At 27.3% G+C, this 26783-nt stretch carries 24 protein-coding genes, 1 pseudogene and 1 other annotated feature; of the genes and pseudogenes, 23 read left to right on the top strand and 2 right to left on the bottom strand.

The window, feature by feature from the left end; genetic code table 11:
- The first annotated feature begins 99 nt into the window (after nucleotides 1-99).
- The 8 genes and pseudogenes from ABUA17_RS02600 (at nucleotide 100) to larC (ending at nucleotide 6773) form a co-directional block, all read left to right on the top strand.
- Complete coding sequence (locus ABUA17_RS02600) at nucleotides 100-1548, top strand: leucyl aminopeptidase (protein ID WP_195952421.1); 1449 nt, start codon at nucleotides 100-102, stop codon at nucleotides 1546-1548.
- Between the two features lie 69 nt (nucleotides 1549-1617).
- Complete coding sequence (gene gloA2, locus ABUA17_RS02595) at nucleotides 1618-2001, top strand: SMU1112c/YaeR family gloxylase I-like metalloprotein (RefSeq protein WP_195952422.1); 384 nt, start codon at nucleotides 1618-1620, stop codon at nucleotides 1999-2001.
- A 107-nt stretch (nucleotides 2002-2108) separates the two neighbouring features.
- Entirely contained in the window at nucleotides 2109-2720 is a 612-nt protein-coding gene (locus ABUA17_RS02590) for a hypothetical protein (protein WP_042397106.1), read from the top strand.
- A 19-nt stretch (nucleotides 2721-2739) separates the two neighbouring features.
- Nucleotides 2740-2949, top strand: coding sequence for an ATP-binding protein (locus ABUA17_RS02585; protein ID WP_042397104.1), 210 nt, complete (start codon nucleotides 2740-2742; stop codon nucleotides 2947-2949).
- Between the two features lie 377 nt (nucleotides 2950-3326).
- The gene (locus tag ABUA17_RS02580; RefSeq protein ID WP_042397101.1) at nucleotides 3327-3971 is read left to right on the top strand and encodes a YoaK family protein; all 645 of its coding nucleotides are present in this window, start codon (nucleotides 3327-3329) and stop codon (nucleotides 3969-3971) included.
- 188 nt (nucleotides 3972-4159) lie between these two features.
- Nucleotides 4160-5278: an aldo/keto reductase gene (locus ABUA17_RS02575; protein ID WP_195952423.1), complete on the top strand. Its 1119-nt coding sequence runs from the start codon at nucleotides 4160-4162 to the stop codon at nucleotides 5276-5278.
- Between the two features lie 3 nt (nucleotides 5279-5281).
- A pseudogene (locus ABUA17_RS02570) lies at nucleotides 5282-5392 on the top strand (nickel pincer cofactor biosynthesis protein LarB); the annotation flags it as partial.
- A complete protein-coding gene (gene larC, locus ABUA17_RS02565; protein WP_288160783.1) occupies nucleotides 5385-6773 on the top strand; it encodes a nickel pincer cofactor biosynthesis protein LarC in 1389 nt (462 codons plus the stop codon). The pseudogene ABUA17_RS02570 and the gene larC, both read left to right, overlap by 8 nt.
- A gap of 63 nt (nucleotides 6774-6836) precedes the next feature.
- On the opposite strand, the gene ABUA17_RS02560 is transcribed toward larC, so the two are convergent.
- The gene (locus tag ABUA17_RS02560) at nucleotides 6837-7904 is read right to left on the bottom strand and encodes a PTS sugar transporter subunit IIC (RefSeq protein ID WP_042397087.1); all 1068 of its coding nucleotides are present in this window, start codon (nucleotides 7902-7904) and stop codon (nucleotides 6837-6839) included.
- 204 nt (nucleotides 7905-8108) lie between these two features.
- Between ABUA17_RS02560 and ABUA17_RS02555 the strand changes: the two genes are divergently transcribed.
- From ABUA17_RS02555 to ABUA17_RS02545, 3 genes are all read left to right on the top strand, one after another.
- Nucleotides 8109-9329, top strand: a complete 1221-nt coding sequence (locus ABUA17_RS02555) for a hypothetical protein (RefSeq protein ID WP_195952424.1) — start codon at nucleotides 8109-8111, stop codon at nucleotides 9327-9329.
- Nucleotides 9330-10114: 785 nt separating this feature from the next.
- Nucleotides 10115-10405 carry a hypothetical protein gene (locus ABUA17_RS02550; RefSeq protein ID WP_042397081.1) on the top strand — a complete coding sequence of 97 codons (291 nt, stop codon included), beginning with the start codon at nucleotides 10115-10117 and terminating at the stop codon, nucleotides 10403-10405.
- A 212-nt stretch (nucleotides 10406-10617) separates the two neighbouring features.
- On the top strand, nucleotides 10618-11412 hold the full coding sequence (locus ABUA17_RS02545; RefSeq protein ID WP_195952425.1) for a histidinol-phosphatase HisJ family protein: 795 nt from the start codon (nucleotides 10618-10620) through the stop codon (nucleotides 11410-11412).
- Nucleotides 11413-11440: 28 nt separating this feature from the next.
- On the opposite strand, the gene ABUA17_RS02540 is transcribed toward ABUA17_RS02545, so the two are convergent.
- Nucleotides 11441-11974: a hypothetical protein gene (locus ABUA17_RS02540; protein WP_288160784.1), complete on the bottom strand. Its 534-nt coding sequence runs from the start codon at nucleotides 11972-11974 to the stop codon at nucleotides 11441-11443.
- A 717-nt stretch (nucleotides 11975-12691) separates the two neighbouring features.
- Here ABUA17_RS02540 and ytvI point away from each other — a divergent pair.
- The 12 genes from ytvI (at nucleotide 12692) to mltG (ending at nucleotide 26779) form a co-directional block, all read left to right on the top strand.
- Nucleotides 12692-13819, top strand: coding sequence for a sporulation integral membrane protein YtvI (gene ytvI / locus ABUA17_RS02535; protein WP_042397072.1), 1128 nt, complete (start codon nucleotides 12692-12694; stop codon nucleotides 13817-13819).
- Nucleotides 13820-14245: 426 nt separating this feature from the next.
- Nucleotides 14246-15088 (top strand): helix-turn-helix transcriptional regulator, encoded by an 843-nt coding sequence (locus ABUA17_RS02530; RefSeq protein WP_055276017.1) that lies wholly within the window; start codon nucleotides 14246-14248, stop codon nucleotides 15086-15088.
- A gap of 202 nt (nucleotides 15089-15290) precedes the next feature.
- Nucleotides 15291-15791 (top strand): PRC-barrel domain-containing protein, encoded by a 501-nt coding sequence (locus tag ABUA17_RS02525; RefSeq protein ID WP_042397066.1) that lies wholly within the window; start codon nucleotides 15291-15293, stop codon nucleotides 15789-15791.
- The gene (locus tag ABUA17_RS02520; protein ID WP_055276013.1) at nucleotides 15775-16803 is read left to right on the top strand and encodes an AI-2E family transporter; all 1029 of its coding nucleotides are present in this window, start codon (nucleotides 15775-15777) and stop codon (nucleotides 16801-16803) included. Before ABUA17_RS02525 ends, ABUA17_RS02520 begins: the two co-directional genes overlap by 17 nt.
- Nucleotides 16804-16865: 62 nt before the next feature.
- Nucleotides 16866-17044, top strand: a binding site (T-box leader).
- 107 nt (nucleotides 17045-17151) lie between these two features.
- Nucleotides 17152-19800: an alanine--tRNA ligase gene (gene alaS / locus ABUA17_RS02515; RefSeq protein WP_042397059.1), complete on the top strand. Its 2649-nt coding sequence runs from the start codon at nucleotides 17152-17154 to the stop codon at nucleotides 19798-19800.
- Between the two features lie 137 nt (nucleotides 19801-19937).
- Nucleotides 19938-20195, top strand: coding sequence for an IreB family regulatory phosphoprotein (locus ABUA17_RS02510; RefSeq protein WP_042397057.1), 258 nt, complete (start codon nucleotides 19938-19940; stop codon nucleotides 20193-20195).
- 139 nt (nucleotides 20196-20334) lie between these two features.
- Complete coding sequence (gene ruvX / locus ABUA17_RS02505; protein WP_042397054.1) at nucleotides 20335-20757, top strand: Holliday junction resolvase RuvX; 423 nt, start codon at nucleotides 20335-20337, stop codon at nucleotides 20755-20757.
- A 224-nt stretch (nucleotides 20758-20981) separates the two neighbouring features.
- Nucleotides 20982-21257 (top strand): DUF1292 domain-containing protein, encoded by a 276-nt coding sequence (locus ABUA17_RS02500; protein WP_042397050.1) that lies wholly within the window; start codon nucleotides 20982-20984, stop codon nucleotides 21255-21257.
- Nucleotides 21258-21279: 22 nt separating this feature from the next.
- Nucleotides 21280-21750 (top strand): Fur family transcriptional regulator, encoded by a 471-nt coding sequence (locus tag ABUA17_RS02495; protein WP_042397047.1) that lies wholly within the window; start codon nucleotides 21280-21282, stop codon nucleotides 21748-21750.
- A gap of 55 nt (nucleotides 21751-21805) precedes the next feature.
- Nucleotides 21806-23473, top strand: coding sequence for a ribonuclease J (locus ABUA17_RS02490; RefSeq protein ID WP_154820433.1), 1668 nt, complete (start codon nucleotides 21806-21808; stop codon nucleotides 23471-23473).
- Nucleotides 23474-23810: 337 nt separating this feature from the next.
- Entirely contained in the window at nucleotides 23811-25637 is a 1827-nt protein-coding gene (typA, locus tag ABUA17_RS02485) for a translational GTPase TypA (RefSeq protein WP_042397041.1), read from the top strand.
- Between the two features lie 92 nt (nucleotides 25638-25729).
- Nucleotides 25730-26779 (top strand): endolytic transglycosylase MltG, encoded by a 1050-nt coding sequence (mltG, locus tag ABUA17_RS02480; protein WP_052330631.1) that lies wholly within the window; start codon nucleotides 25730-25732, stop codon nucleotides 26777-26779.
- Nucleotides 26780-26783 lie beyond the last annotated feature (4 nt).

The raw sequence follows: 26783 nt of genomic DNA, 5'->3' as shown, positions 1-26783 counted from the left end.
GTATAATAAAGAAAAGTTAGTAAATAAAATAGGAGATATACTATATAAAGTTTTAGGTTAAATTATATAGTATAAAGCATGAAAAGGAGAATAGTAGAGATGATGCAAGTAAAAGATTTAACTGTTGGTAGCTTCGAAGGAGCTATTACTCTTGTTTATGAAGATAAGCCAGCAAATAATGAAACTGTTGATATTTTAAAATCTAAAAAAGTTTTTGAAGGAAAAAGTGGCCAAGTATTTTATAAGACTACAAGTGATTTAAATTATGAAATTTTTGTAGGGCTTGGAAAATATGAAGAGTTAGAAAGAACTGACTTAGTAAATGCAGTTATAAGAGGAATTAAACAAGCTGAAAAATTAAAGATAAATGAATTAAGTATTAATTTTATAAAAGCAAATGGATTATGCACTGGTGGAGTTACAAAATCTATAGCTCAAGGTGTAAAATTAGCAAGTTATAAATTTGATAAATATAAAGGAAATAATGAAGTTTATACTCCTAATGTAACTATAATAGGCGGGCCAAAAGAAAAGTTTGATAAGATGAGAGCAAAGATTGAAGAAGCAAGCAATGTTGCTGATGGAATTATTTTAGCTCGTGACTTAGTAAATGAACCAGCTAATATCTTATATCCTGAAACTTTAGCAGAAAGAGCTGTAGAAGCAGGAAAAGAAAGCGGATTTGAAGTAGAAGTATTTGATGAAAAGCAAATCGAAGCTTTAGGAATGAAAGCATTCTTAGAAGTAGCAAAGGGATCAGTTCATAAGCCAAGATTAATAGTTATGAGATACATGGGTAATGAAAATAGTGATGAAAGAGTTGGTCTTGTAGGAAAAGGTCTTACTTTTGACACTGGTGGATATTCACTTAAACCTTCAACATCTATGGATACAATGAAGAGTGATATGGGTGGAGCTGCAGCAGTTATAGGAACAATGCAAGCTCTTGCTAAAAATAAGGTAGAAAAAAATGTAGTTGCAGTAGTAGCAGCTTGTGAAAATGCTATTTCAGGTGGAAGCTACAAACCAGGTGATATTATAGGTTCTATGGCAGGTAAGACTATTGAAGTATTAAATACTGATGCAGAAGGTAGATTAACTTTAGTTGATGCTGTGACTTATATTATTGAAAAGGAAAAAGTAGATAAGGTAGTTGATGTTGCAACTCTTACTGGAGCTGTGTTAGTTGCACTTGGAACTGAAGTAACTGGAGTTGTAAGTAATAATGATGAGTTTTATGATGAACTAATTGTTGCTGCAAGAAGAAGTGGAGAAAAGTTCTGGAGATTACCTAATGATAAATGCTATAAAAAGTTATATAAAGGTGATTTTGCAGACCTTAAAAATACTGGTGGACGTTATGGTGGATCAATTACAGCAGGTATGTTCATTGGAGAATTTGTACAAGATAAGCCTTGGCTTCATTTAGATATAGCAGGAACTTCTTGGAGTGATAGTGGAAATGATACAACACCTAAGGGAGGAACTGGAGCACCAGTTGCTACTTTATATGAATTAGTTGTAAAGCATGAGTGTAAGCATAAATAATATATAGAAATTTATAAAGGGCAATCTTATATTTAGATTGTCCTTTATTTATAATAAGGAGCACAGTTTATGAGATTAAATAAAATACATCATATTGCAATTATTGCATCAAATTATGAAGTTTCAAAAAAGTTTTATACTGAGATTTTAGGCCTTCAGGTAATAAGGGAAGTTTATAGAAAGGAAAGAGATTCTTATAAGCTTGACTTAAAGCTTGGTGATAGTGAAATTGAGTTATTTTCATTTCCTAATGCACCAGTAAGACCAAGTTATCCTGAAGCAAGAGGGCTTAGACATTTAGCTTTTGAAGTAGATAATATTGATGAAGCTATAACAGAGCTAAATTTACAGGGAGTTGAATGTGAACCAATTAGAATTGATGAATTTACAGGAAAAAGATTCACGTTCTTTGAGGATCCTGATAAATTACCGTTAGAATTATATGAAAGATAAATTTAAATATTATAACCATATAATAATTATTTTAGAAATTTAATATAGTATATTTTATAAATAATAAGTGTAATATTATAGTGGAACCATATTTTGGAGGAAGATCCATGTCATCAGACATTAAAGAAATAAGCAAGCTAAAAGAATTATTGTGTAGAAAAAAAGTTTCTAAAATAAAAAGTAAATACTACAAAGCTGAAAAGAAGATTTATAAAAAATATATAAGAGATAAAGAAGAGGATTCAGAGTTTTTACTAAAAAGTAGCTTTATTGAATTTAGAAAAAGATATTTTAACAATTTGTATACAACCATTAATAATATAGTTGATAATTCTATAGGTAACTTAGAAAGTGATATGCTTGAATATATTTCAGAACGAGATAGATATAGAACCTTTGAAGTTATATCATTAATAAAGAGCATATTTGATAGAAATCATATAATATGGGCACTTTATGATGAATATATTGAATGTAGAAAGGATGGGAAATGTCCTGAAACTATTATTATTGTTGTTGGACAAGAATATAGAAACATAGCTTTAAATATTTTCAATGTATTAGGGGAAAGAGTAAATAATGTAGTTTTTCTTATAAATAATATAAAAGTTCAACTTGCATTTACTTTTGAGATTGAAAATAATACTTATTATTTAACTAATAATAATATAAAATACTGCATTTTAGAAGATGAAAGAATACCTATATTAACACCATAAATAAAAATAATATAAGAAAGTGGAAATTGGACTTTCATTAGTTAAAGCTTTGGTTGAACTTCATAATGGATGTACTTATGTAAATACAGAAATTAAAGATGGGACAGAGTTTTGTGTTGAACTACCAATTAGAAAAATAAAAAATTCTCTTAATACTGATCTTAGAGAAAAAAGTATGGTTTCTAAGGTAGAAAAATTTAATATAGAATTTTCGGATATATACAATTAATAAAGGCATTCTTCATCATAATTAAATGATGATGGATGCTTTTATTATATTTTTTATACTATAAATAAGTTTTATTTTTAATAGAAAGATGAATATTTCTTTTTCTTATGTAAAATATTGTTTAATTGTACTGTGAAAGTTAAAATATTAATGTGGTAGGTAAAAATTTACATGTTAATTAGCTATAACTAAGATTTAAAATTTTAATTTAGTTAATGAAACTTGCTTTAAATATCAAATTTTAACCAATACTTTATATCAAAGACTTAGTAAAAGTTACATACTTAGTGATTTGGTTAGTTTAAAGTAAGCTATAGTGTACTCAGTGTGTGGAAGAATCAGAATTTTCTAGTTTAAATATAGTAAGGAGGCTAAATATGAGTAGTAGACAATATTCAGATTCATTAAGAGTAGGAATTTTGCTGGCATTAACAGGAGGATTTTTAGATGCATACACTTATATAAGTCGAGGCAATGTATTTGCTAATGCACAAACAGGAAATATGGTTATGCTTGGAATTAATTTTATGGAAGGTAATTTCAGAGGAATTATAAATTATATTATTCCTATTATTGCTTTTGCAATAGGAGTTTTGTTAGCTGAAGTAATAAGAACAAAATTATCAAAAAGTGAAAAGCTCCATTGGAGACAAGCTGTTTTAGCAATAGAAATAATATTATTAATATCTGTTGCTTTTATACCATTTGATTATGTGGCAAATACAATAATATCATTTATTTGTGCAATGCAAGTAGAAAGCTTTAGGAAGTTTCATGGAAATGCTTATGCAACAACAATGTGTACAGGAAATTTAAGAAGTGGTACAGAAAAGTTAGTTATATTTATAAGAAATAAAGATAAAAAACATTTAAAAATAGCCTTTCAATATTATTTCATTATATTGATTTTTTGCTTAGGAGCAACAATAGGCGGTTTAATAACTTTAAATATGGGCTTAAAGGCTGTGTTAATTGCAATTATTCCATTAATATTAGCATTAATAGTAATGTCTTACGAATAAAATTATGAAGGCATATAAAACTTTGAGTTTAGAATGTTTTGGATATTTAAGAGTTAATAAATTCCATAAAGTTTTTGACTTGGAGTTAACTTCAAGGAGTAACATTAATATAAAGGTTAAATTTTAACTAAAGAATAATTAAGGATAAAAGGAATTAGAGAAATTATTTTTTATATGAGGTGAAATTAATGGAATCAAAAAAGCTAGGATTTGGACTTATGAGACTACCGCTTACAGAAAAAGATAATCAAGAAAGTATTGATATGGAACAGTTAAATAAGATGGTGGATACCTTTATAGAAAGAGGATTTACTTACTTTGATACTGCATATATGTATCATAATTTTAAAAGTGAAATTGCTTTAAGAGAAGCAGTTGTTAAAAGACATAAAAGAGATACTTTTACTGTTACAACAAAAATGCCAACAATGTTTTTAAAAAAGGAAGAAGATTTAGAAAGAATTTTTAATGAGCAAATGGAAAAGAGTGGTGTAGATTACTTTGATTATTACTTGCTTCATAACTTAGGAGTAACTAACTATGAAATAGCTAAAAAGTTTAATGCATTTGATTTTGTTCAAAAGAAAAAAGATGAAGGAAAAGTTAAAAAGATAGGTTTTTCATTTCATGATACAGCAGATGTTTTAGAAACTATATTAACTGAACATCCAGAAGTTGATTTTGTACAATTACAAATTAATTATCTTGATTGGAACGATGGGGGAATTCAATCTGGTAAGTGCTATGAAGTGGCTAAAAAACATAATAAGCCAGTAATAGTAATGGAGCCAGTTAAAGGTGGAACATTAGCAAAAGTTCCAAAGGAAGCTGAAAAACTTTTTAAAGATTATAACAAGGATATGTCTATACCATCTTGGGCAATAAGATTTGTTGCTAGTTTAGATAATGTAATGATGGTTTTAAGTGGAATGTCTAATATGAATCAGCTTTTAGATAATACTGGGTATATGCAAAACTTTAAGCCATTTACAGAAGAGGAACATAAAATAGTAGATAAAGCAGTTGAAATTATTAATGAATCAATAGCTATTCCTTGTACAGCTTGTGAATATTGTGTTGCTGGATGTCCTAAAAATATAGCAATTCCAAATTATTTTGCATTATATAATGCTGAAAAACAAGCATTAAATTCAGGATTTTCAACTCAAAAGGTATATTATGATAATTATATAAAAACTAATGGAAAAGCTTCAGATTGTATAGTCTGTAGAAAGTGTGAAAAGAGTTGTCCTCAACACATAAAAATTACAGAAGAGTTAAAGAAGGTAGTTAAATTATTTGAATAATATATGATTAACTCATGTGCAAATGGGATAGCTACAGTTAATATAGATAATGGATATGGTGCAGGTTATATTGCTACACAAATCAATAGATTGGGGGTAAGAAGTTGTGAATAAGTTATACTTAGAATGTTACTCTGGAATTAGTGGAGATATGTTTGTAGCATCACTTATTGATTTAGGTGCAAGTGTTGAAGTTTTAGAAAATGCTTTAAAAAGTATACCAATACAGGGTTTTGAAACTAAAATAACTAGAGTTTCTAAAAGTGATATTGATGCTTGTGATTTTAATGTTATTTTAAATGAAGAATATAATAATCACGATCATGATATGAAGTATTTATATGGAGATAATAAACAAGAAAATTTAGGTGAAAATCATAATCATAATATAAATAATAATAGTAATAATGAGGAAAAAGAAATTTTAATTGAAGATCATAATATAAATAATCATTTGGATAATCATGAGGAAAAAGAAATAGCAGATTTAACAGCACATAATCATAGCCACCATGAACACAGAGGGTTAGAAGAAGTAATAGAAATTATAAATAATACTGACATTACTAAAAATGCTAAAGAAATTGCAATTAAGATTTTTAAAATCTTAGGTAAGGCAGAAGCAAAGGCTCATGGAGTTGAAATATCTAAAGTTCATTTTCATGAAGTTGGGGCTATAGATTCAATAGTTGATATTATAGCTGCAGCTGTTTGTTTGGATAATTTAAATATTTCAGAAGTTATTGTACCTGTTTTATATGAAGGAAGAGGATTTATAAGATGCCAGCATGGAGTAATTCCAGTACCAGTTCCAGCTGTAGTTAATATTGTTTCTGAATGTAAATTAAATATAAGTATAACGAATACAGAAGGAGAGCTAATAACTCCAACAGGAGCAGCAATAGTTGCAGCAATTAGTACTTCAAATAAACTTCCAGAAAAGTTTTCTATATTTAAAATAGGAATTGGTGCAGGTAAGCGTAATTATGAAAAACCAAGTATTTTACGTTCTATGATTATTGATGATATTTCTAATGAATATGAGGAATGTAACATTGAAAAAGATGATTATATTTATAAGTTAGAAAGTAATATTGATGATTGCAGTGGAGAAGCTTTAGGATTTGTAATGGAAAGGCTTTTTGAAGCTAAAGCAAGAGATGTATATTACACACCAGTTTTTATGAAGAAAAATCGTCCTGCATATAAAATTAGTGTGATTTGTAAAAAAGAAGATATAGAAAATATTGAAGAAATAATTTTTAAAGAAACTACTACTATTGGAATTAGAAAGCAAAAAGTAGAAAGAACTATATTAAAGCGTGAAATTATTAATATGAAAACATCATTAGGAGAAGTTCAAGTGAAAGTTTGTGAACTATCAAATGGAAAAAGAATTTATCCTGAGTATAGTTCTATAGTAGAAATATGTAAAAGTAGTGGTTTATCATATCAAGAAGTATATGACATTATAAGAAAAGAAGTAAATTTATAATTTTATAAAATAATTCTGCCTCTAGAGTAATCTAATATTTAGATTGTTTCTAGAGGCAGTTTTTTATAAATCTAATGCCATATCACCATAATTAATCCATTGCTTCTTACGCATAAATTCAGAAATTATAAATGTAAGAAGAGCAGGAAGTACAAAGTGCATAACTATAATTTGTAATAATACTATTTTTGATGAAGCAGTTTGAGTCATAGTTTGATAAGCCATGATTTGTCCTACAAAACCGGCAGATCCCATTCCAGATCCAGTTGCATTATTGGTCATTTTTAAGAAGGTTGATGAAATAGGACCAAGAATAGCACTAGAAATTATTGCAGGAAGCCAAATAACTGGTTTTTTTATTATATTAGGAATTTGAAGCATAGATGTTCCAACACCTTGTGCAAGCAATCCACCAAATTTATTTTCTCTATAGCTTGCCACAGCAAATCCAACCATTTGACAACAGCAACCAATAACAGCAGCTCCTGCTGTAATTCCATCTAAATTTAATATTACACCAATTGCAGCAGAACTTATTGGTAAAGTCAATAATATACCCATAATTACAGAAACAAGCATTCCCATTATAAAAGGTTGTTGTTCCATTGCAAACATAATTATTGTTCCAAGCCAAGTCATAAATTCAGAAATTGGAGGGCTTAAAAGTAACCCAACTGTAGATCCAGCCCCTATACAAACAAGAGGAGTAATAATTATATCTATTTTTGTTTTACCAGCAATAAGATGTCCAATTTCTATTCCAACTAAAGCTGCAATAAATGCACCTAAAGGTTCACCAGGGCCAGCTAAAGTTATAACACCAGTATCAGTCATTATACTACCAGCAAGCAATTTTGTTGCAAATCCACCTACCATACCTGATACTGCAGCAGAAATTACTACTAAAGGAGTTTCTTTAAATTTATAAGCAACCCCAACACCTATTCCTGCACAAGTTGCAGCAGCAGCTATTTTACCTATTAAAAATATAGTTGACCCTAAATTACCAGAAATAAGATTTCCGATTTGTTGAAGAATTGTACCTATTATTAATGTTGAAAATAAGCCTAAAGCCATTCCACTTAAGCCATCTATAAATATGTGATGTAAATAATTCTTAAATTTTTGCATTTTGTTAATCCCCCTTTAACAAATCTGTGTATATACACGTGTTTACATTAATTAAGTTTATCATAATTTTTACAATAAGGTCAAATACAATATGTTTTCATAAAAAGTGTTAAGTAATGTTATAAAAAGTGAAAATGTTGGTAAAACTTAATAAAAGTGAAAAGAAAATAAGTTTAAGGAATTGCAGAAGAGGAGAGAATATTAATGGTACAAAAATGTAATATATGTGGTAAAATTGCAAGTTATTTTGATGCTAATTTAGGAGAGTGGCTCTGTGAAGAGTGTTATAAGAAAAATTATAATAAAGTAAATTTAAATGATTATAGAAATAAAGTTAATTCTGAAAAATATGATGAAGAAATTCAAAATATGCTAAATGCTATGGAAAATATAATTGATGATATGATGAAAAATAAGATGGCAAGGCTAGATAAAAGATTTAATAGTACAAAATTTACTAATGATATAGAAGAAATATTAAAATCTATGCCTAGAAGTGATATAGAAAGTATAGCGGAAAGATTAAACTTTGCTAAAACTTATAAGTATAATAAAGATAAATTAATACATAACTTAATTAGTAGTTACAAAGAAAGAGTATTAGAAAAAATTTATCTTTTTAATGATAATGCATTAAAGGCGTTTAAATATTTTTCTAAAAATGATGGAATCACAATTTTAAATAATAGTGATCATAAATATATAAGATTTATGGAATATTTTATGTCTATAGGAATTTTATATCCAGCAAAAAATGAAGAAAAAAAAGCAGTATTAATAATGCCTTCTAATGTAAGGGATTTATTATCTGATTTAAATGATTTTAATTTTAGATTAAAAGTAAAAAACAATTCTAAAATTATTACTTTAGTTTCTGGAATGGCAAATGTTTATGGCGTATTAACTATAAATAATGTAGTAAATAAATTAAATAAATTTGGATTTGATAATATGGAATTTAAAGAAAAGTATGATGTTATTAATTCTGCCAGTAATTATAGTGTTTCTTACGTAATAAAAGATGGATATGTTTTTAATTGCAATATTAAGCATTATAAAAAATTATATGAAAAAATTGAAAGTGAAAGTAAATCAATTGAGTATAGAGAATATTCAGAAAAAGAATTATTAACATTTGGAAAAGATAATTGGCTAAGAAATAGTAAATATGGTAAAGAGTTTATTATAAATTTTACGAATTGCTTTGAACTTGATAATGAAGAAATAGATGAATTCTTAAATCAATTATATTATATAATTCAAGAAGATAGTTTAGATAATCTTCTTGATGAAGTTAGAGATATGATTGTTGAAGAAGATGGTAAAGAAGTTGGAGTAAATATTATAAAAGAATATGTATGTAACCTACCTATTTGGTACAAAAAGGGAAAAAGCATTAATGAAATAAAAGGTAAAAGTATTTAATTGTTAATAATAACAAGGTTTATTTTAATAAATTAATATAAAAACTAATAGTATTCCCTAAAATAGAAAATAAATTTCTTTTTTAGGGAAAATCTTTAAAAAAATATAGAAATATATATAAAGTGTGATATAATAAATTTGTAGAGGGAAAACGTATACAAATTTATGGGAGGGTTAAAAATGAAAGAGGATTTAAGAGTTGTAAAAAATGAAGAGGTAGTTAATGAAGAATTAAATAAAGATAAAGATGAAAATAAAAAAATTCTCAAAGAATATGAGGATGAATTAGGATACTAGAAATAACACACCAATTATTAGTATTAAAAAGATTTATTTAATTTTATTATTAACATATAAGAACTCATAAATGTAAGGTTATGGTATTTCGAAAATAAAAATTAGAGGGTAAATAATTTTTATAATTTCTATGGTATAAGGGTAATTTTTTAATTAGGTATAAAAGGGTATAAAGGGTATAAAGGGTATAAAGGGTTAAAAAGATAGTAATTAGGATAACTAAATTGCTATCTTTTTTTGTTATAAAAGTGAAAAAAACTAGCAGTAAAAATATAAAAAAATATGTAAATATAACCTTTAAACTAATCTATAAATTAAATTAATTTTTTAAAAGAAAATAACTTGAAATATGATAATAATATCCAGTATAGTGGTGATTGTGGATTAAATTACCAACAAATCGATTGCAGGTTTCGACATAGGAAAATTAAAAGAAGCTATATAATAAGGTTGTAAACACTTTTGAAGTAAGTTCTAGGGGGATGAATATGGGTAGACAAGAAAAGTTATTACAGGAATCAATAAAAGCTATAAATTTAATTAATGAAGTTAAAAATAGTACAAAAAAAGAAAATACATTAGTAGAAGTTACTGCTAATGAGTGTGGGGACACTATATTCTTTAAATTTAATAATGGGAAGATTGTAGAATATAGTTTAAGTGAAATTGGGTATATCTTTGAAGATGATTTAGAAGGGTTTGGGATATTTACTATTGAGGATTATAAGGATATATATGATAATCTTAAGTTAATTCAAAAGGAAATTGAAATTTTATAAAAGGTTACGGGTTTGTTTTAATAATTTAACTACTTATGTGTGATTATAAAAAGTTAGTACAGTATAAAATACAATAGTATTTTATATAGAAAGGGTGTACTGGCTTTTTATTTTTGCATTTCCTAGGAAATATTCCCAAATGTACAGGCGTTTTTAATTTGTGTTATACTTAATAGGTCATAGTAAAATTTATAGTATACAAGGAGAATTATATGTACTTAGTAGATTATCATTTACATTCTAATAATTCATTTGACAGTAATGCAACTATAGAATCAGTTTGTGAAGCTGCAATTGAAAATAAAATTAACGAAATTTGCTTCACAGAACATTTTTCAGTTAAAGAAGGAATAAAAAGTTATGGCTTTTTAAATTTAAAAAAATATAGTGAAGAAATAAGAGAATGTAGAGAAAAATACAAAGATAAATTAAGCATTAAAGTAGGAATAGAAGTATGTGAACCACATGAAAATGAAGAGGAGCTTAGAGAAGCAATAGAATATATTCCTTTTGATTTTATATTAGGCTCTATACATAATTTTGATTATAACGTAGGGCTTAATACATATATGAGCAAAAATACAAAAGAAGAAAGTTATAGTAGATATTTTAAGGAAGTAAATAAGGTATGTACATCACCATATATTGATGTAGTAGCTCATTTAGATTTAATGAAAAGATATGCCTTTAATACACATGGTAATTATGATTTTAATGAGTATGTTGATATGATTAAAGAAGTATTAACTAACATAATTAAAAGTGGAAAAGGTATTGAAGTAAACACTTCAACTTTAAGGTCAGTAGTAAATGAAACTATGCCATCAGTAGATATTTTAAAGTTATATCATGAGTTAGGTGGAACAATTATTACTGTAGGATCTGATGCTCACAAAAGTGAGGATGTTGGAGCTGGAATTAGAGAAAGTATTGAAGTTTTAAAGAATATTGGATTTAAGAATATATATAGATTTGAAAATAGAAAACCTATAGCAATAGAAATTTAATTAAAGCAAAAATAAAAGAATCAACAGCTTATTTAGCTGCTGATTCTTTTATTTTTATGTTTTTTGGTAAATTAGATTTAATTTGTCTTAATAAGCTTTTTGCATCATCACTTACTACGGTACAAATTAATAAATCAAATTTAGTAGTTACCTTTAATTCATAAAGATTTTCTTTACCTTTTTTTGATTTTTCTAAAACAACACTTTGTATTTCATTTAATTCAGCATAATTATTTTTTACTACAACGCAATCATTATAAATACCAAAAGTTGTGCAAGAAAGATGAATACAAGCAAATACAACTATATTAACTGAAACTAAGGCTATTAAATAGTAAGGTGATATATTATTTGCTATAGAGTATATTGCAAAAATAATACTAATAATAGCAAAAATAATTGAAGGTAGATAAGTTGTAATTGATGTTGTTTTAAAGCTAAATTTTAAATTGTTTTTATTTTTAAATATCTTTTTATAGTAAATAGAATAAACAACTGTTAAATAGTATACAGGTACTATTGTAAAGATTATTAAAAATATTGTGATCCAAATATTACTCATGGTTAGTCCCCCTAAAATATTTAATTATTACAAAAAAACGTATAAATAATATTTTAAACCAATAAATTTACATAATCAATATTATTATATGTTATAAATTTATGAATGTTTTATGAAATGAAAAAGATAAATATTTTAAGAGATAAATTAAAGTTATAAGTAAAAAATATTTATAACAAAAAAATATTTAAAGATTGAAAAATATATAAAAAGGTAAAATAAATAAATTTAATTTAAAAATAAAAAGACAGAATGTAGTATAAAAGTAGAAAATATAAAAAAAAGGTGCATGGAAATTATTTACAAATAATAATAAGAATAGTATACTAAACACATAGTAGTTCTTAGTTTTAAGTAATTCTTTATTATAAATTCTAACTACTAAATTTAAAGATTTTATAATGTATAAAGCTAAAGGGGTGATGCTTCTCAATGTCGTTATTAGAAGATGTTCAGTTCGTGAACAAATATGATAGGGAGGGGGCTTGCGGAAAAATTAAAAACAGGCTTTTAATTAGTAATAAAATCAAGCCTTATAACGGGTGGAAAAAGGAGATGATCCGATTTATCTAATATACTTAGAAAGGAGGATAGACTTTTTTTATAATCATAAAGTAGATTTCGATTTTAATAAATAATTAAATAATGTATATATTAAGGAGCTACTTAAAAATAGCTCCTTTTATTTTTAAGTTTAAAAAGGTGGAAAGAATAAAAATGGAATATATTACTGCAATAGTTAAGAAAGTAAGACCTTTTGTAAGCATTTTAATTTTCTTTGGCGTATTTACAGTTGTGTTTATGCTTGTATCAGGAACTATAAAATATACTTTGCCATTTATTATTGGAATAATTGCAGCATCAATCTTAGAAAAGCCAACGGAAGCTCTTATTAAGAAGTTTAATATGCGAGGTGAAATAGCAGCGATTATTTCCACATTAGTTTTTTATGCTATTACAGTTACATTATTGGTGGTTGGGATTGTTTATTTTAGTTCTGAAATTAAGGATTTAGCTACAGATGGATATGAATATATTTATGATAATGGTTCTAAAATAGGAAATTTAGTTCAAAATTCACTATCAACATTTGAAAATATTGATGAGTCAGTTTTAGATACCTTAAGAAGTAATATTAATAAATTAATTTCAGATGCATCAAATTATATTTTAGAGCTTAGTGGAAGTGTAGTTAATTATATAATCAACATAATATCAGCACTACCTTATATTGTTTCGGTAATAATATTTGCTATATTATCAAGTTTTGTGTTTTTAAAGAAGTTTATCCAAAAGAGTTATTCACAAAATAAAGAAAATAAAATCAAAGAAGAAAGTGAATACGATAAATATATTAAAATAATCCTTGAAATTAAGGATGTTGTATTTAAGTATATTGGAACATATTCAATTTTAGTTTTTTGTACATTTATAATTACTTTTATAGGTTTTAGTATTTTAAAAATTCCATATACTTTACTGCTTAGTTTCATGTGTATGATTTTAGATTTGTTACCTATAGTAGGTATGATATTGGTCTTTTTACCTCTTATGGCTATTTACTTTTTTAGTGGTAAATATATAACTGTTATATTTTTAATTATTTTATTTTCAGTAATAATGATAACTAGAAATATATTAGAGCCTAAATTATTATCAGCATCATTAGAATTATCACAATTAAGTGTATTAATTGCTATATTTGTTGGTTTAAATGCTGGTGGATTTAAAGGTATGATATATCTGATAGCATTATTTATTGGGTTTAATTTTTATAAGAAGTATGCAAATTTTGAGGGAAATTTTATAGAATGTAAAGATAAAATTAAAAATGAAGAACAGTAATAAAGTTGTAATGTTTTATTATAAAACAACTCTTCTAAGAATCATTATAGGTAGTAATATTAACTAATTTAAAGCTGGATTGAAAATTTTAATTTAGTTAATTTAAATTAATTGATATTCTAAGTCATAGATTTAGTTAGTATTAGTGTATGTTGTATATGGTATGCTAATTAAAACTATAAAGGAAAAAATTTAGATTAAATTAATTTTAAAAATAATTATGTAGTATATTATTTATTCAATATTACTATATATATAGTAGTATATAGATGAATTAATAATAAAGATTTATTTTAGTATTTGAAATTTAACTGTAGTAATTAATTATAAAAAGCAATAGTTTAGAACGAAAAAGATTTTAGGAAATATAGTTATACTGTAAGTCAAAATAAGAAGGTTAAGAAAGGAATACAGGGGGGAGTTGCTTTGGTTAAAATTTTAGTTGCTGATGATGAAGTTAAATATGGTGAGAAATTGCAATACAGTGTTGAAAAGGATATATTTTTAAAAGAGTGGATGCTAGGAAAAGTACAAAGTTGCGATTTAAAAAGGAAAATTAATAAGTTTGGTATAATATATACTAAATCTATGGCTTTAATTGTTATTAAGCCTTTAATAAGAAATGAATCATCTGATAAGATTGGTATTGAAACTGAAAGATTGAGTTTTGCAATTAGTAGTGTTGTTAAAGAAATAATGGGTAAATTTAAGGGGTTAAATATATTTGTTGATTCTAAAGACCAAGTGGTTGTTTTATGTGATGTAAATCCTATTAAGGAATGGCATTCGGTTGTAAATAACATTGAAAATGCAATTAATGCTAAATTAAATATTAATGTAGTTATTTGTGCATCATTTTTAAGAGAAGATCCTGTTCAAGTAAATATAGTATATAAATCTTTATGCAATAGATTGATGGACAAGAGTAAGAGACCAGATATGCTAATAGAGGTTCAAAAATATATTAATAGACATTATTTTAAAGAAGATTTGTCTATAGCCGAAATAGCAAATAAGATGGAAGTAAGTCAGACTTATTTAATAAGGCTCTTTAAGAGAAATTTGAAAATGACATTTGTTGAGTATTTAACAAATGTAAGAATAAAAAATGCTATAATTTTAATGAGGGATCCAACATTAACTTTAAGTGAAATTGCTGAATTAGTTGGCTATAACACACAACATTATTTTAACAATGTTTTTAGGAGACACGTTGGTATTTCACCTCAAGAGTATAGATTAGGTATAAGTAAAGAAAATAGATTATAATATAATTTAAATAATAAATAATGGAAAATAAAAATTTATAATGGATAATGGAAAAAGCAATTATGGTAAAACTATTACTATAGTTGCTTTTTATTTTGAAATAAATATCAAATAAATATATAAATGATAAATATAAAAAATTACTAATAATAACCATGAATTTTGTAAATACTAAATTTATTATCTTTATAGAGGTGAAATTATGGTTAAATGGAGAAACTTTTATTTAATGAAGATTTATGATTCTAAAAATAAATATATAGGAGTTGTAGATGATATTTCTATAGATTTTTATAATGGAGTTGTAAAGGGATTTACAATTTCACCAGCATCTATATTTAAAAAACATACATATGTTTCTGTGGATTCAATTATTTCAGTTGATGAAATTATGAAAATTAAAAATACAAGTAGATTTGAAGGATTAAAGTTTAAGGAAATAAAATATATGGATATAATAAATAAAGAAAAGAAGCTTCTTGGAGTTCTTGAAGATTTAATTATAGATGAAAAAACTTTTGAAATAAAAGGTATGATTATAAGTTCAGGAATATTTGATAAAATGTTCAAGGGAAAGGAAGTTATAACTTTAAAACATTGTTCGCTTTGTGATGAGTATATTTTATATAATGGTAATTCAACTGTTAAGTTAAAGACTTTACCTCATAATTTAGGAGGAAATAAGGATGTTCAAAAAGTATAAAGGGTTAATTGTAAAGTTAATAATTTCCATAATTATTGCTATTAGTATAGTAATGATATACGCTTTTGTTGAACCAATAAGGGCAGTTACTAATTTACTAATAATTTCAATAGTAATTGCTTATACACTAAAGCCTTTAAGAAATTACTTTTGTGAAAAGCTCCATATTTCTTATAAAAAAAGTTCACTTTTAATTATATTATTACTTTTATTATCATTTGTAGGATTGATATATTGTATAGTTCCAACTATGTTAAATGAAAGCGGAAATTTTGGAGTTATGCTTGATAGTATTGAAGAATATATTTTAAGCTTAGCAGCAAGGTTTAAATTAGATAGGTTACCAATATTTGAAACAATTTATATACAAATTGGTGAAAAGATTAATATGATACTTAGCAATACATCTACTCATTTAGTAGATAATTTAATAGATATGGGAGAAAATTTAGTTACTCTTGCTATAGTACCTATTACAACTTATTATTTTTTAGCGGATTCAAAGCTTATTTATAATAAGCTATTATTAGTTCTTCCAACTGACAAAAGGGTAATAGTAAAAAATATAAATAAAAATATTGATAAAATATTAAGTAGATATATTTTAAGTCAATTATTGTTATGTTTAATAATAGGAGTTTTATCTTTCATTTTATTATTGATACTTAGAGTTAAGTTTCCTTTAGTTTTATCAATTATTAATGCAGTTGCTAATATTATTCCTTATTTTGGACCAATAATAGGGGGTGTACCTATTATATTTATAGCACTTACAGGGTCAGTTACTAAAGGAATAATTGCAGCTATTGGTGTTATTTTAATACAACAAGTTGAAGGTAATTTTTTGGCACCTAAGATTACTGGTGATAGCACTAATATGCATCCAATTATAATAATTATTTTGTTAGTTTTAGGTGATAAGATTGGAGGAGTAATTGGAATGGTATTAATAGTTCCAATTGCAGTAATAATAAAGGTAATTTATGACGATATAGACTATTACTTATTTTAAGTGTAAGACTGTTTATTGACATAAATGAATAAATGAAATATAATTTTGTCATAAATTAATAGCATAAAGCGATGAAAAGAATGAGTAAATATGATGTAAATATTAAGAGAGGAAGTGGGTGGTGAAAACTTCTTATTTAGCATATTGAAGCTATCTTGGAGCTTATTTTACTTTAAGTGATGTATTATTTTTATACATAATTAGGGTGGTACCGCGGAAATTATAAGTTTTCGTCCCTTTGTTTTTAGGGATGGAGACTTTTTTTATTAGTTGGATTCCTAAGAAACAAAAATTTGATTTAAGTTATTAATTAAATTACTAATAGAAAAAATGGAGGTAGTAAGAATCATGAAATTCATGGGAGCAAATGAATTAAGAGAAAGCTTTATTAGCTTTTTTGAATCTAAAGAACATTTAAGAATGGAGAGTTTTCCATTAGTACCTAAAAACGATAATAGTTTATTATTAATAAATGCAGGTATGGCACCACTTAAGCCATATTTCACAGGTATACAAAAACCACCAAAAACTAGAGTTACAACTTGTCAAAAGTGTATTAGAACTGGTGATATAGAAAACGTAGGAAAGACTTCAAGACATGGTACTTTCTTTGAAATGTTAGGTAACTTTTCATTTGGAGATTATTTTAAAAATGAAATTATTCCATGGTCATGGGAATATGTAACACAAGTTTTAAAATTACCTAAAGATAAATTATATGTAACAATTTATTTAGAAGATGATGAAGCATATGAAATTTGGACTACAAAAACAGATATAGATCCAAATAGAATATTTAGATTAGGTAAGGATGATAACTTCTGGGAAGTTGGAACAGTTGGTCCATGTGGTCCTTGTACAGAAATCCACTTTGATAGAGGTGTTGATGTAGCTCCTGTAACAAACGTAGATGATTTTGTTGCTGCATCTGATGCAGATAGAATAGTTGAATTCTGGAACTTAGTATTTATTCAATTTGATAAACAAGAAGATGGAAGCTATGCTCCATTAAAGAATAAAAACATTGATACAGGTATGGGACTTGAAAGAATTGCAACTATAATGCAAGGTGTTGATAACATATTTGAAATTGATACAGTTAAGAATATCTTAAATAAGGTATCTTCTTTATCGGGTGTAGAATATGGAAAAGATGCAAATTCAGATGTTTCATTAAGAATAGTAACAGACCATGTTAAAGCTGTAACTATGCTTATATCTGATGGAGTTCAACCAAGTAATGAAGGTAGAGGATATGTTTTAAGAAGACTTTTAAGAAGAGCTGCAAGACATGGTAGATTACTTGGAATAAAGGGATTATTCTTAAAGGATGTTGTAGAAGCTGTTGTTGAAAACTATGGTGGAAATTATCCAATATTAGTTGAAAATAAAGATTATATAACAAAGATAATCACTTTAGAAGAAGAAAGATTTAATGAAACTATTGATAGTGGAATGAACATCTTAAATGGATATATTAAAGAGTTAGAAGAAGCTAAATCTACAGTACTTTCTGGAGAAAAAGCATTTAAATTATATGATACTTATGGATTCCCATTAGAATTAACAGAAGAAATTCTTGAAGAAAAGAATATGACTGTTGACCACGAAGAATTTAAGAAGGAAATGGAAGCTCAAAGAGAAAGAGCTAGAAGTGCAAGAGGAGAAACTTCTTACATGGGAGCTGATGAAAACCCAATTAATAAAGTTAAAGCTGAAGTTGAAACTGAATTTGTTGGATATACAACTACAGAAGGAACTGGAAAAGTTGTAGTTCTTGCAACTGATGAAGCATTTGTAGAAGAATTAAATGAAGGAACTAAAGGTTATATCTTAACTGATAAGACTCCATTCTATGCTGAAATGGGTGGTCAAATTGGTGATACAGGTATAATAACTGGAGCTAATGGTTCTGCATATGTTTATAATACTAAGAAAAATGTTGGTGGTAAGACAATTCACTATGTTGAAGTTAAAAATGGAAGCATTAAAATAAATGAAGAAGTTACATTAACTGTTGATAAAGTGAGAAGAGCTTGCGTTTGTAAGAATCATACAGCAACTCATATGTTACAAGCTGCATTAAAAGAAGTTGTTGGAGCTCACGTTCACCAAGCAGGATCTTTTGTTGATAATGAAAGATTAAGATTTGACTTTACTCACTTCCAAGCTATGACAGCTGAAGAAATTCAAAAGGTTGAAGATTTAGTAAATGATAAAATAATGGAAGTTGATACTGTAGAAACTAAGCTTATGACAATTGAAGAAGCTAAGGAATCAGGAGCAACTGCACTTTTTGATGAAAAATACGGAGATAAGGTAAGAGTAGTTGCAGCTGGAGAGTTCTCTAAGGAACTTTGTGGTGGTACTCACGTATCTAACGTTGGAGAAATTGGATTATTTAAAATAGTTTCTGAAACAGGTGTAGCTGCTGGTATCAGAAGAATAGAAGCTTTAACAGGTAGAGCTGCTATAAAATATATGGAAGAAAAGCAAAGATTATTAAAGGAAGCTTGTGCAGCACTTAAATGTACTGAAAAAGATGTTTTAAAGAAAATATCTACTCAAGGTGCAGAAATTAAGGAAAAAGATAAGGAAATTGCAGAGCTTAAATCAAAACTTACAAGTGGAGCTTTAGATGATATCTTAAACAGTGCAAAAGATATTAACGGTGTTAAGACTATAGCTTATGGACTTGAAGGTGTTGATGGTAATGCATTAAGAGACTTAGCTGATAAGATAAGAAGCAAGATGGGTTCAGGAGTTGTTGTTTTAGTAAGTAACTTAGGTGATAAAGTTAACTTAATTACTATGGCAACTAAGGATGTATTAGATAAAGGAATACATTGTGGAAAGATAATTAAAGAAGTTGCAACTATTGTTGGCGGAGGCGGTGGTGGAAGACCAGATATGGCTCAAGCCGGTGGTAAAAAGCCAGAAAATATCCCTCAAGCTATAGAAGCAGCATTCCAAACAGTAGAAAATTTAGTAAAATAGTTAGTTGAAATAGTATACAATTATGTAAATTTAGGTTATAATATAGTTAGATAAAGTAATTAGTTAATATTTCAAATGATTAAAAATAAATAAAATACTTTCGTAAGGGGGTGAAGCTGCAAGTGTGCAGCCACGATATGGAAAATAATCTTGATAGAACAATGCAATTTGACTTAAACATTAACAAAGAGGATTTAACTAAATCAATTTTAAATGATGTATATACAGCATTGAAAGAAAAGGGATATAACCCAATAAACCAATTGGTAGGATATCTGATTTCAGGGGACCCTTCTTACATTACTAGTTATAACGGAGCAAGAGCTTTACTTAGAAAACTTGAAAGAGATGAAATACTTGAAGAGGTAATAAAATCTTATCTAGATATTAAATAAAAGGTGCCCGTTAACCGGGCACCTTTTGTTTATAAAAAAATTTAAAGTGTTATAAGTAAATAAAAGCTAGAAAAATAATTGGATAAAAGTTATTATAAATAAATACGTTACTTATTAAAAGAAATGCAAAGGAGTTTCTATGAGAATATTAGGACTTGATATGGGTTCAAAAACTATTGGAGTTGCTTTAAGTGATCCATTAGGATGGACAGCACAAGGTATAACAACTATTAGAAGAAGCAAAAAGGAACAAGATTTAGAAGAAGTTCATAAGATATGTAAGGAATACGGCGTTGAAACAATAGTAGTTGGATTACCTAAAAATATGAATGGAACTATTGGTGAAGCTGGAGAAAAGGCTTTAGAATTTTCAGAATTACTTAAAGAAAAAACAGGATTACCTATAGAGATGTGGGATGAAAGATTAACAACGGTTGCGGCACATAGAGCCATGTTAGAAGCCGATCTTTCTAGAAATAAAAGAAAGAAAATTGTTGATAAAATTGCAGCTACATATATATTACAAGGTTATTTAGATCGTATAAGATTAACATCTAAATAAGATAAAAAGTAATAGGTAAATATAAGTAAAAATAGATTTCCCAGGTGTTGGGTGAATTGGTTTTGATATAAAGTTATATAAATATCAAAAATTTTTTAAAAAGTTTTTATTGATAATTATTATTTATTAATTATTACCTTTTACTTAAAATTAACTGTTTGCAGTTTTAGTTTTTTATGTAATAATATAAGAAACAATTATGATGATAAAGAGGAGTTAAAATAATGGAAAAAGATTTAAAGACAATACAATTATTCGATGAAGATGGAAATGAAATAAACTTAAATGTGATAGCATTCTTTGATATGGTTAATCCAGAGACTGAAGAAAAAAGTGAATATGTTATAGTTCAAGAAGTTGGATATGAAGATGAAAATCCTTTTGCTTTAAAGGTAGTTAAAGATGAAGATAATGAAGATATGTTTGAATTAATTGATAACGAAGTTGAGTTAGCAGCTATAGAAGAAGCTTATAACACAATTTTCATGGATGAAGAATAAAAAAAGAAATGAGGTGTTAAATATGAGCACTGTTAATGTGGATATTGAATTATTAAAAGAAAATTTAAAACAAAAGGGATATAAGTTAACGCCTCAAAGAAGAGCTATTGTTGATATAATCATCGAAAAAGAAGGAGAACACTTAACCGCAGAAGAGATATATGATGAAGTAAAGAAAGTATGTCCTGATATTGGTTTAGCTACAGTGTACAGAACGGTTTCGCTGTTAGAGGAAATAGGTGTTATTTTTAAATTAGATTTAAATGATGGTTGCAGCAGATATGAATTAGTGCATAGTGAAGAACAACATAGACATCATCACTTAGTATGTAATGAGTGTAAGGCTGTATATGAAGTTCAAGATGATCTTCTAGATGAATTAGAAGCAAGAATTGAAGGTACATATGGATTTAAAATTTTAGACCATAGTGTTAAGTTCTTTGGAATTTGTGCTGAATGCTGTAAAAAACATAAGGGTGAAAGTGAAGAGTAGTATTTAAATAGGTATTACTTGTAATTACATAAAAGAGAAAAGAAGGAGGGGACATATGAAGAATGAAAAAGCTAAGGTTAAGATTATACCTTTAGGTGGAGTTAATGAAATTGGGAAAAATTTAACTGCAATTGAATACAAGAATGATATTGTTGTAATTGATTGTGGATTAAAATTCCCTGATGAAGATATGTTCGGAATTGACTTAGTTATACCTGATATAACATACCTTATAAAAAATAAAGAAAAAGTATCTGGAATTTTCTTGACACATGGTCATGAAGATCACATTGGTGCATTACCATATGTATTAAAACAATTAAATGTTCCGGTTTATGGGACAAAATTAACATTAGGAATTGTTGAAACTAAATTAAAGGAGCATGGTTTATTAAGTACTACTGAACTTGTTAGAGTAAAACCAAGAGATGTAATTAGATTAAACTCTGTTTCTGTTGAATTTATAAAGACAAACCACTCAATTGCAGATTCTGTTGCAATTGCTGTTCATACACCATTAGGAGTAGTACTTCATACTGGTGACTTTAAGGTGGATTATACACCTATAGATGGAGAACCTATGGATTTTGCAAGATTTGCTGAATTAGGTAAAAAAGGTGTTTTAGCAATGATGGCTGATTCAACTAATGTTGAAAAGCCAGGATATACAAAATCAGAAAAAATTGTTGGAGAAAGTTTAATAAGAATATTTGGAAAAACTAAGGGAAGAATAATTATTGCAACATTTGCTTCTAATATTCATAGAATCCAACAAATAATACAGGCTGCTTCAGTATATGGCAGAAAAGTTGCTGTATCAGGAAGAAGTATGGAAAATATAATGAATGTTGCTATTGAATTAGGATATATTGAGGTTGATGATAATACATTAGTATCAATTGACCAAATTAATAAATATAATAACGATCAAGTTGTTATCATTACTACTGGAAGTCAAGGTGAGCCAATGTCTGCATTGTCTAGAATGGCTGCATCTGAGCACAGAAAGGTAAATATAGTTGAAGGAGATACAATAATTATTTCAGCTACACCTATTCCAGGAAATGAAAAGCTTGTATCAAAAGTTGTAAATCAATTATTTAAAAAGGGAGCAGAAGTTATTTATGATTCTGCAGAAAACATACATGTCTCTGGGCATGCATGTCAAGAAGAATTAAAGCTAATGCAAACTTTAGTAAAACCAAGACATTTTATACCTGTTCATGGTGAATACAGACATTTAAAACAACATGGTGAATTAGCGATTAAATTAGGATTAGATTCTAAAAATGTAGTTATTCCTGAAGTTGGAGATATTATAGAAGTTACTAGAAATGGTATTAAGAAAAATGGAACTGTTATTTCAGGACAAATATTTGTAGATGGCCTTGGAGTTGGAGACGTTGGAAATATAGTATTAAGAGATAGAAAGCATTTATCTCAAGATGGTATATTAACAGTAGTAGTTACTTTATCTAAAGAAACTAAAACTATAGTTGCTGGTCCAGATATTATATCTAGAGGTTTCGTATATGTTAGGGAATCTGAAGGATTAATTGATGAGGCAAGAGAAATAGTTAGAAATACTTTACTTGATTGTGAAGAAAAGAGCATTACTGATTGGGCAACATTAAAGTCCAATGTTAGAGATGAGCTTAGAAGCTATCTTTATGACAAGACAAAGAGAAAACCAATGATTTTACCTATTATAATGGAAATTTAAGTCGTAGTTGACAAGTTGCTGAGAAAATAGTAGAATAATTGATGGATTTGGAAATTGGATACGAGTGTATCCAATTTTCTTTTTGGGTAAAATATTTATAGGTTTACAAAGCTAAAAATCTAAATCTTAAGTACATAGTTGATTATCTTATTTCATTACATAATTTGATATTAATTATTTAGAGATTTAGTAATTTGAACTTTCATTAACTTAGCAAACCAAAAGCGATATGAACTTTGAATGCTTAGTTAAAAAAGAAAGATAAGCCTTTAAAATAAAAGCGATGAATTTAAATTTTATATTTAAGTTCAGAATTAAAGTTAATGGAGGAAATTAAATGGAATTAATAACTAGAGACGACATTAGAAATATAGCTATTATAGCTCACGTTGACCATGGTAAGACAACATTAGTTGATGCCATGTTTAAAGAAAGTCACGTATTTAGATCAAATGAAAAAATGGATGAAAGAGTAATGGACTCTAACGATTTAGAAAAAGAAAGAGGAATTACTATTCTTTCTAAAAACACTGCTGTAATGTACAATGGGACAAAAATCAATATAGTTGATACACCAGGGCATGCTGACTTTGGTGGAGAAGTTGAACGTGTACTTAAAATGGTTGACTCAGTTTTACTTGTTGTTGATTCTTACGAAGGACCAATGCCTCAAACTAAGTTCGTTTTAAAGAAAGCTTTAGAATTAAAATTAAAGCCAATCGTTGTTATAAATAAAATAGATAAACCAAATGCTAGACCAGAAGAAGTTATTGATGAAGTGTTTGACTTATTCTTAGAATTAGGTGCTGATGATGAACAATTAGACTTCCCAATAATCTATGCTTCAGCTAGAGAAGGATTTGCTAGATATAATGTTGAAGATACAAATGATGGTATGGAACCATTATTTAAAACAATAATCGATCATGTTGAACCACCAAAGGGATACATCGATGGACCATTCCAAATGCTTGTTACAACTTTAGATAGTAATGCTTTCGTTGGAAAGATTGCTATAGGTAAGGTACATAGAGGAACAGTTAAAAAGAACCAAAATGTTACTTTAGTAAGACAAGATGGGACAAAATCTAATTACAAAATCACAGCTGTATTTGGATACAATGGATTAAAGAGAGAAGAAGTTGAAGAAGCAGGACTTGGAGATATAATAGCAGTAAGTGGTATTATGGATGCTAATATTGGTGAAACAATTGCAGATGCTTCAAATCCAGAAGCTTTACCATTCGTTGAAATTGATGAACCAACACTTAACATGAACTTCATGGTAAATGATTCACCATTTGCAGGTAAAGAAGGAGAATTCGTTACATCTAGACATTTAAGAGATAGATTAATGAAAGAATTAGAAACTAACGTAAGTTTAAGAGTTAGAGAAATAACTCCAGATTGCTTCGAAGTATCAGGAAGAGGAGAACTTCACTTATCAGTTCTTATAGAAACAATGAGAAGAGAAGGATTTGAATTACAAGTTTCTAAGCCATCTGTTATATTCAAAGAAGAAAATGGTAAGAAGTTAGAACCAATGGAATACTTAACAATAGACGTTCCAGAAGAATTCATGGGTGCTGTTATGGAAAAAATGGGACCAAGAAAAGCTGAAATGGTTAATATGACATCTGCTGTTAATGGATATACAAGATTAGAGTTTATTATTCCTGCTAGAGGGCTTATCGGATTCAGAAATGAATTCATGACAGATACAAAGGGTAATGGTATCATGAACCACGTATTTGAAGGATATGCACCATACAAGGGTGAAATCGAAGCTAGAAGCAGAGGATCAATAGTTTCATTTGAACAAGGTGAAGCAATTGCTTATGGATTATTCAATGCTCAAGAAAGAGGTAGATTATTCATAACTCCAGGTACACCAGTATACCAAGGAATGGTAGTAGGAGAATGTGCTAGAGCTGAAGATTTAGATATCAATGTTTGTAAAGGTAAGAAGTTAACAAATACAAGAGCTTCAGGTTCTGATGATGCTGTTAAATTAGTACCAGTTACAACATTAACTTTAGAGCAATCAATTGAATTCATAGGAAATGATGAATTAGTTGAAGTTACTCCAGAAAGCATAAGAATCAGAAAGAGATACTTAGATGCTGCTGAAAGAAAGAGAATGATAAGCAGAAGCAAAAAATAATTATGTAAATTGTTTAAAATTTGATAGAAAAGTATTATAATAGTGAATAGCTAAGTGTTTTAGCTATTCACTTTTAAATACAGGGGGTATTTATGAAGAAAAGAGTTAAAAATACCAACAAATTAAAAAGAAGAAGAAAAAAGAGAAAAAGAAATTCTAACATAATTATTGGTTTGATATTGATTATTATTTTATTTTTAGGAATTTTTAAATTTACATCTACAATAAATAAACCACTTAAAATTTCTAATGAAGAAGTAGTTTTAGTTGAAGAGGGAGATAGCTTTTATAGTATTGTCTCAAAATTAAAAAGTGAAAATAAAATAAAAAGTCCATTGATTATAAAAATATATGCAAAATTAACTGGGCTAAATTTAGAAGTTGTTCCTGGTAGTCATACATTAGAAAAGGGAATGTCAGTAAAAGAAATTGCAGAAACTTTAAAGGATGCAAGTAACGCAAATGCAATAACTGTTACTATTCCAGAAGGTTTCAATATTGAAGATATTGCTACAAGACTACAAGAGCAGGAAGTATGTACTTCAGATGAATTTTTAAATGCAGTAAAGAGTTATCCATTGCCATCATACGTAAAGGATAATCCAGATAAAAGATATAATTTAGAGGGATTTTTATTTCCAGATACATATAGCTTTGAGATTGGCGTTGAACCACAGTACATAATTGAAACAATGATAAAGAGATTTGAAGAAGTATTTAAAGAAATTACTGCTAGTGATACTATCACTGAAGAGGAAGTTGAAAAAGTAGTTAATGTTGCATCTATTATAGAAAAAGAAGCAAGAGTTGATGAAGATAGACCATTAATTGCATCTGTTATTTATAATAGATTAAAGCAAAATATGCCACTTCAAATTGATGCAACTGTAATTTATGCACATGGATATTATATTGAAAGTGTCAGAAATAGACATTTAGCAATTGAATCAAAGTACAATACATATTTATACAAAGGTTTACCTGTAGGCCCAATATGTAATCCAGGTGTAGAATCACTTAAAGCAGCATTAAATCCTGCAAGTACAGATTATTTATTTTATCTGCTAGCATCTGATGATGAACATTATTTTACAAATAATTATGATGATTTCTTAAAGAAAAAAGAAGAATTAGGATATTAACATA

Origin of the sequence: Clostridium sp. RTP31139st1_H3_RTP31139_211217, from assembly GCF_040227035.1 — a bacterium.
Lineage (GTDB): Bacteria > Bacillota > Clostridia > Clostridiales > Clostridiaceae > Clostridium > Clostridium saudiense.
Note: the sequence above shows the minus strand (reverse complement) of the source record. Positions and strands in the feature narration are given on the sequence as shown.

Bases quoted from the DNA above. Each gene is read 5' to 3' on its own strand.
- ABUA17_RS02600 (WP_195952421.1), top strand. From the start codon at position 100: ATGATGCAAGTAAAAGATTTAACTGTTGGTAGCTTCGAAGGAGCTATT.
- gloA2 (WP_195952422.1), top strand. From the start codon at position 1,618: ATGAGATTAAATAAAATACATCATATTGCAATTATTGCATCAAATTAT.
- ABUA17_RS02590 (WP_042397106.1), top strand. From the start codon at position 2,109: ATGTCATCAGACATTAAAGAAATAAGCAAGCTAAAAGAATTATTGTGT.
- ABUA17_RS02580 (WP_042397101.1), top strand. From the start codon at position 3,327: ATGAGTAGTAGACAATATTCAGATTCATTAAGAGTAGGAATTTTGCTG.
- ABUA17_RS02575 (WP_195952423.1), top strand. From the start codon at position 4,160: ATGGAATCAAAAAAGCTAGGATTTGGACTTATGAGACTACCGCTTACA.
- ABUA17_RS02560 (WP_042397087.1), bottom strand. From the start codon at position 7,904: ATGCAAAAATTTAAGAATTATTTACATCACATATTTATAGATGGCTTA.
- ABUA17_RS02555 (WP_195952424.1), top strand. From the start codon at position 8,109: ATGGTACAAAAATGTAATATATGTGGTAAAATTGCAAGTTATTTTGAT.
- ABUA17_RS02550 (WP_042397081.1), top strand. From the start codon at position 10,115: ATGGGTAGACAAGAAAAGTTATTACAGGAATCAATAAAAGCTATAAAT.
- ABUA17_RS02545 (WP_195952425.1), top strand. From the start codon at position 10,618: ATGTACTTAGTAGATTATCATTTACATTCTAATAATTCATTTGACAGT.
- ABUA17_RS02540 (WP_288160784.1), bottom strand. From the start codon at position 11,974: ATGAGTAATATTTGGATCACAATATTTTTAATAATCTTTACAATAGTA.
- ytvI (WP_042397072.1), top strand. From the start codon at position 12,692: ATGGAATATATTACTGCAATAGTTAAGAAAGTAAGACCTTTTGTAAGC.
- ABUA17_RS02525 (WP_042397066.1), top strand. From the start codon at position 15,291: ATGGTTAAATGGAGAAACTTTTATTTAATGAAGATTTATGATTCTAAA.
- ABUA17_RS02520 (WP_055276013.1), top strand. From the start codon at position 15,775: ATGTTCAAAAAGTATAAAGGGTTAATTGTAAAGTTAATAATTTCCATA.
- alaS (WP_042397059.1), top strand. From the start codon at position 17,152: ATGAAATTCATGGGAGCAAATGAATTAAGAGAAAGCTTTATTAGCTTT.
- ABUA17_RS02510 (WP_042397057.1), top strand. From the start codon at position 19,938: ATGGAAAATAATCTTGATAGAACAATGCAATTTGACTTAAACATTAAC.
- ruvX (WP_042397054.1), top strand. From the start codon at position 20,335: ATGAGAATATTAGGACTTGATATGGGTTCAAAAACTATTGGAGTTGCT.
- ABUA17_RS02500 (WP_042397050.1), top strand. From the start codon at position 20,982: ATGGAAAAAGATTTAAAGACAATACAATTATTCGATGAAGATGGAAAT.
- ABUA17_RS02495 (WP_042397047.1), top strand. From the start codon at position 21,280: ATGAGCACTGTTAATGTGGATATTGAATTATTAAAAGAAAATTTAAAA.
- ABUA17_RS02490 (WP_154820433.1), top strand. From the start codon at position 21,806: ATGAAGAATGAAAAAGCTAAGGTTAAGATTATACCTTTAGGTGGAGTT.
- typA (WP_042397041.1), top strand. From the start codon at position 23,811: ATGGAATTAATAACTAGAGACGACATTAGAAATATAGCTATTATAGCT.
- mltG (WP_052330631.1), top strand. From the start codon at position 25,730: ATGAAGAAAAGAGTTAAAAATACCAACAAATTAAAAAGAAGAAGAAAA.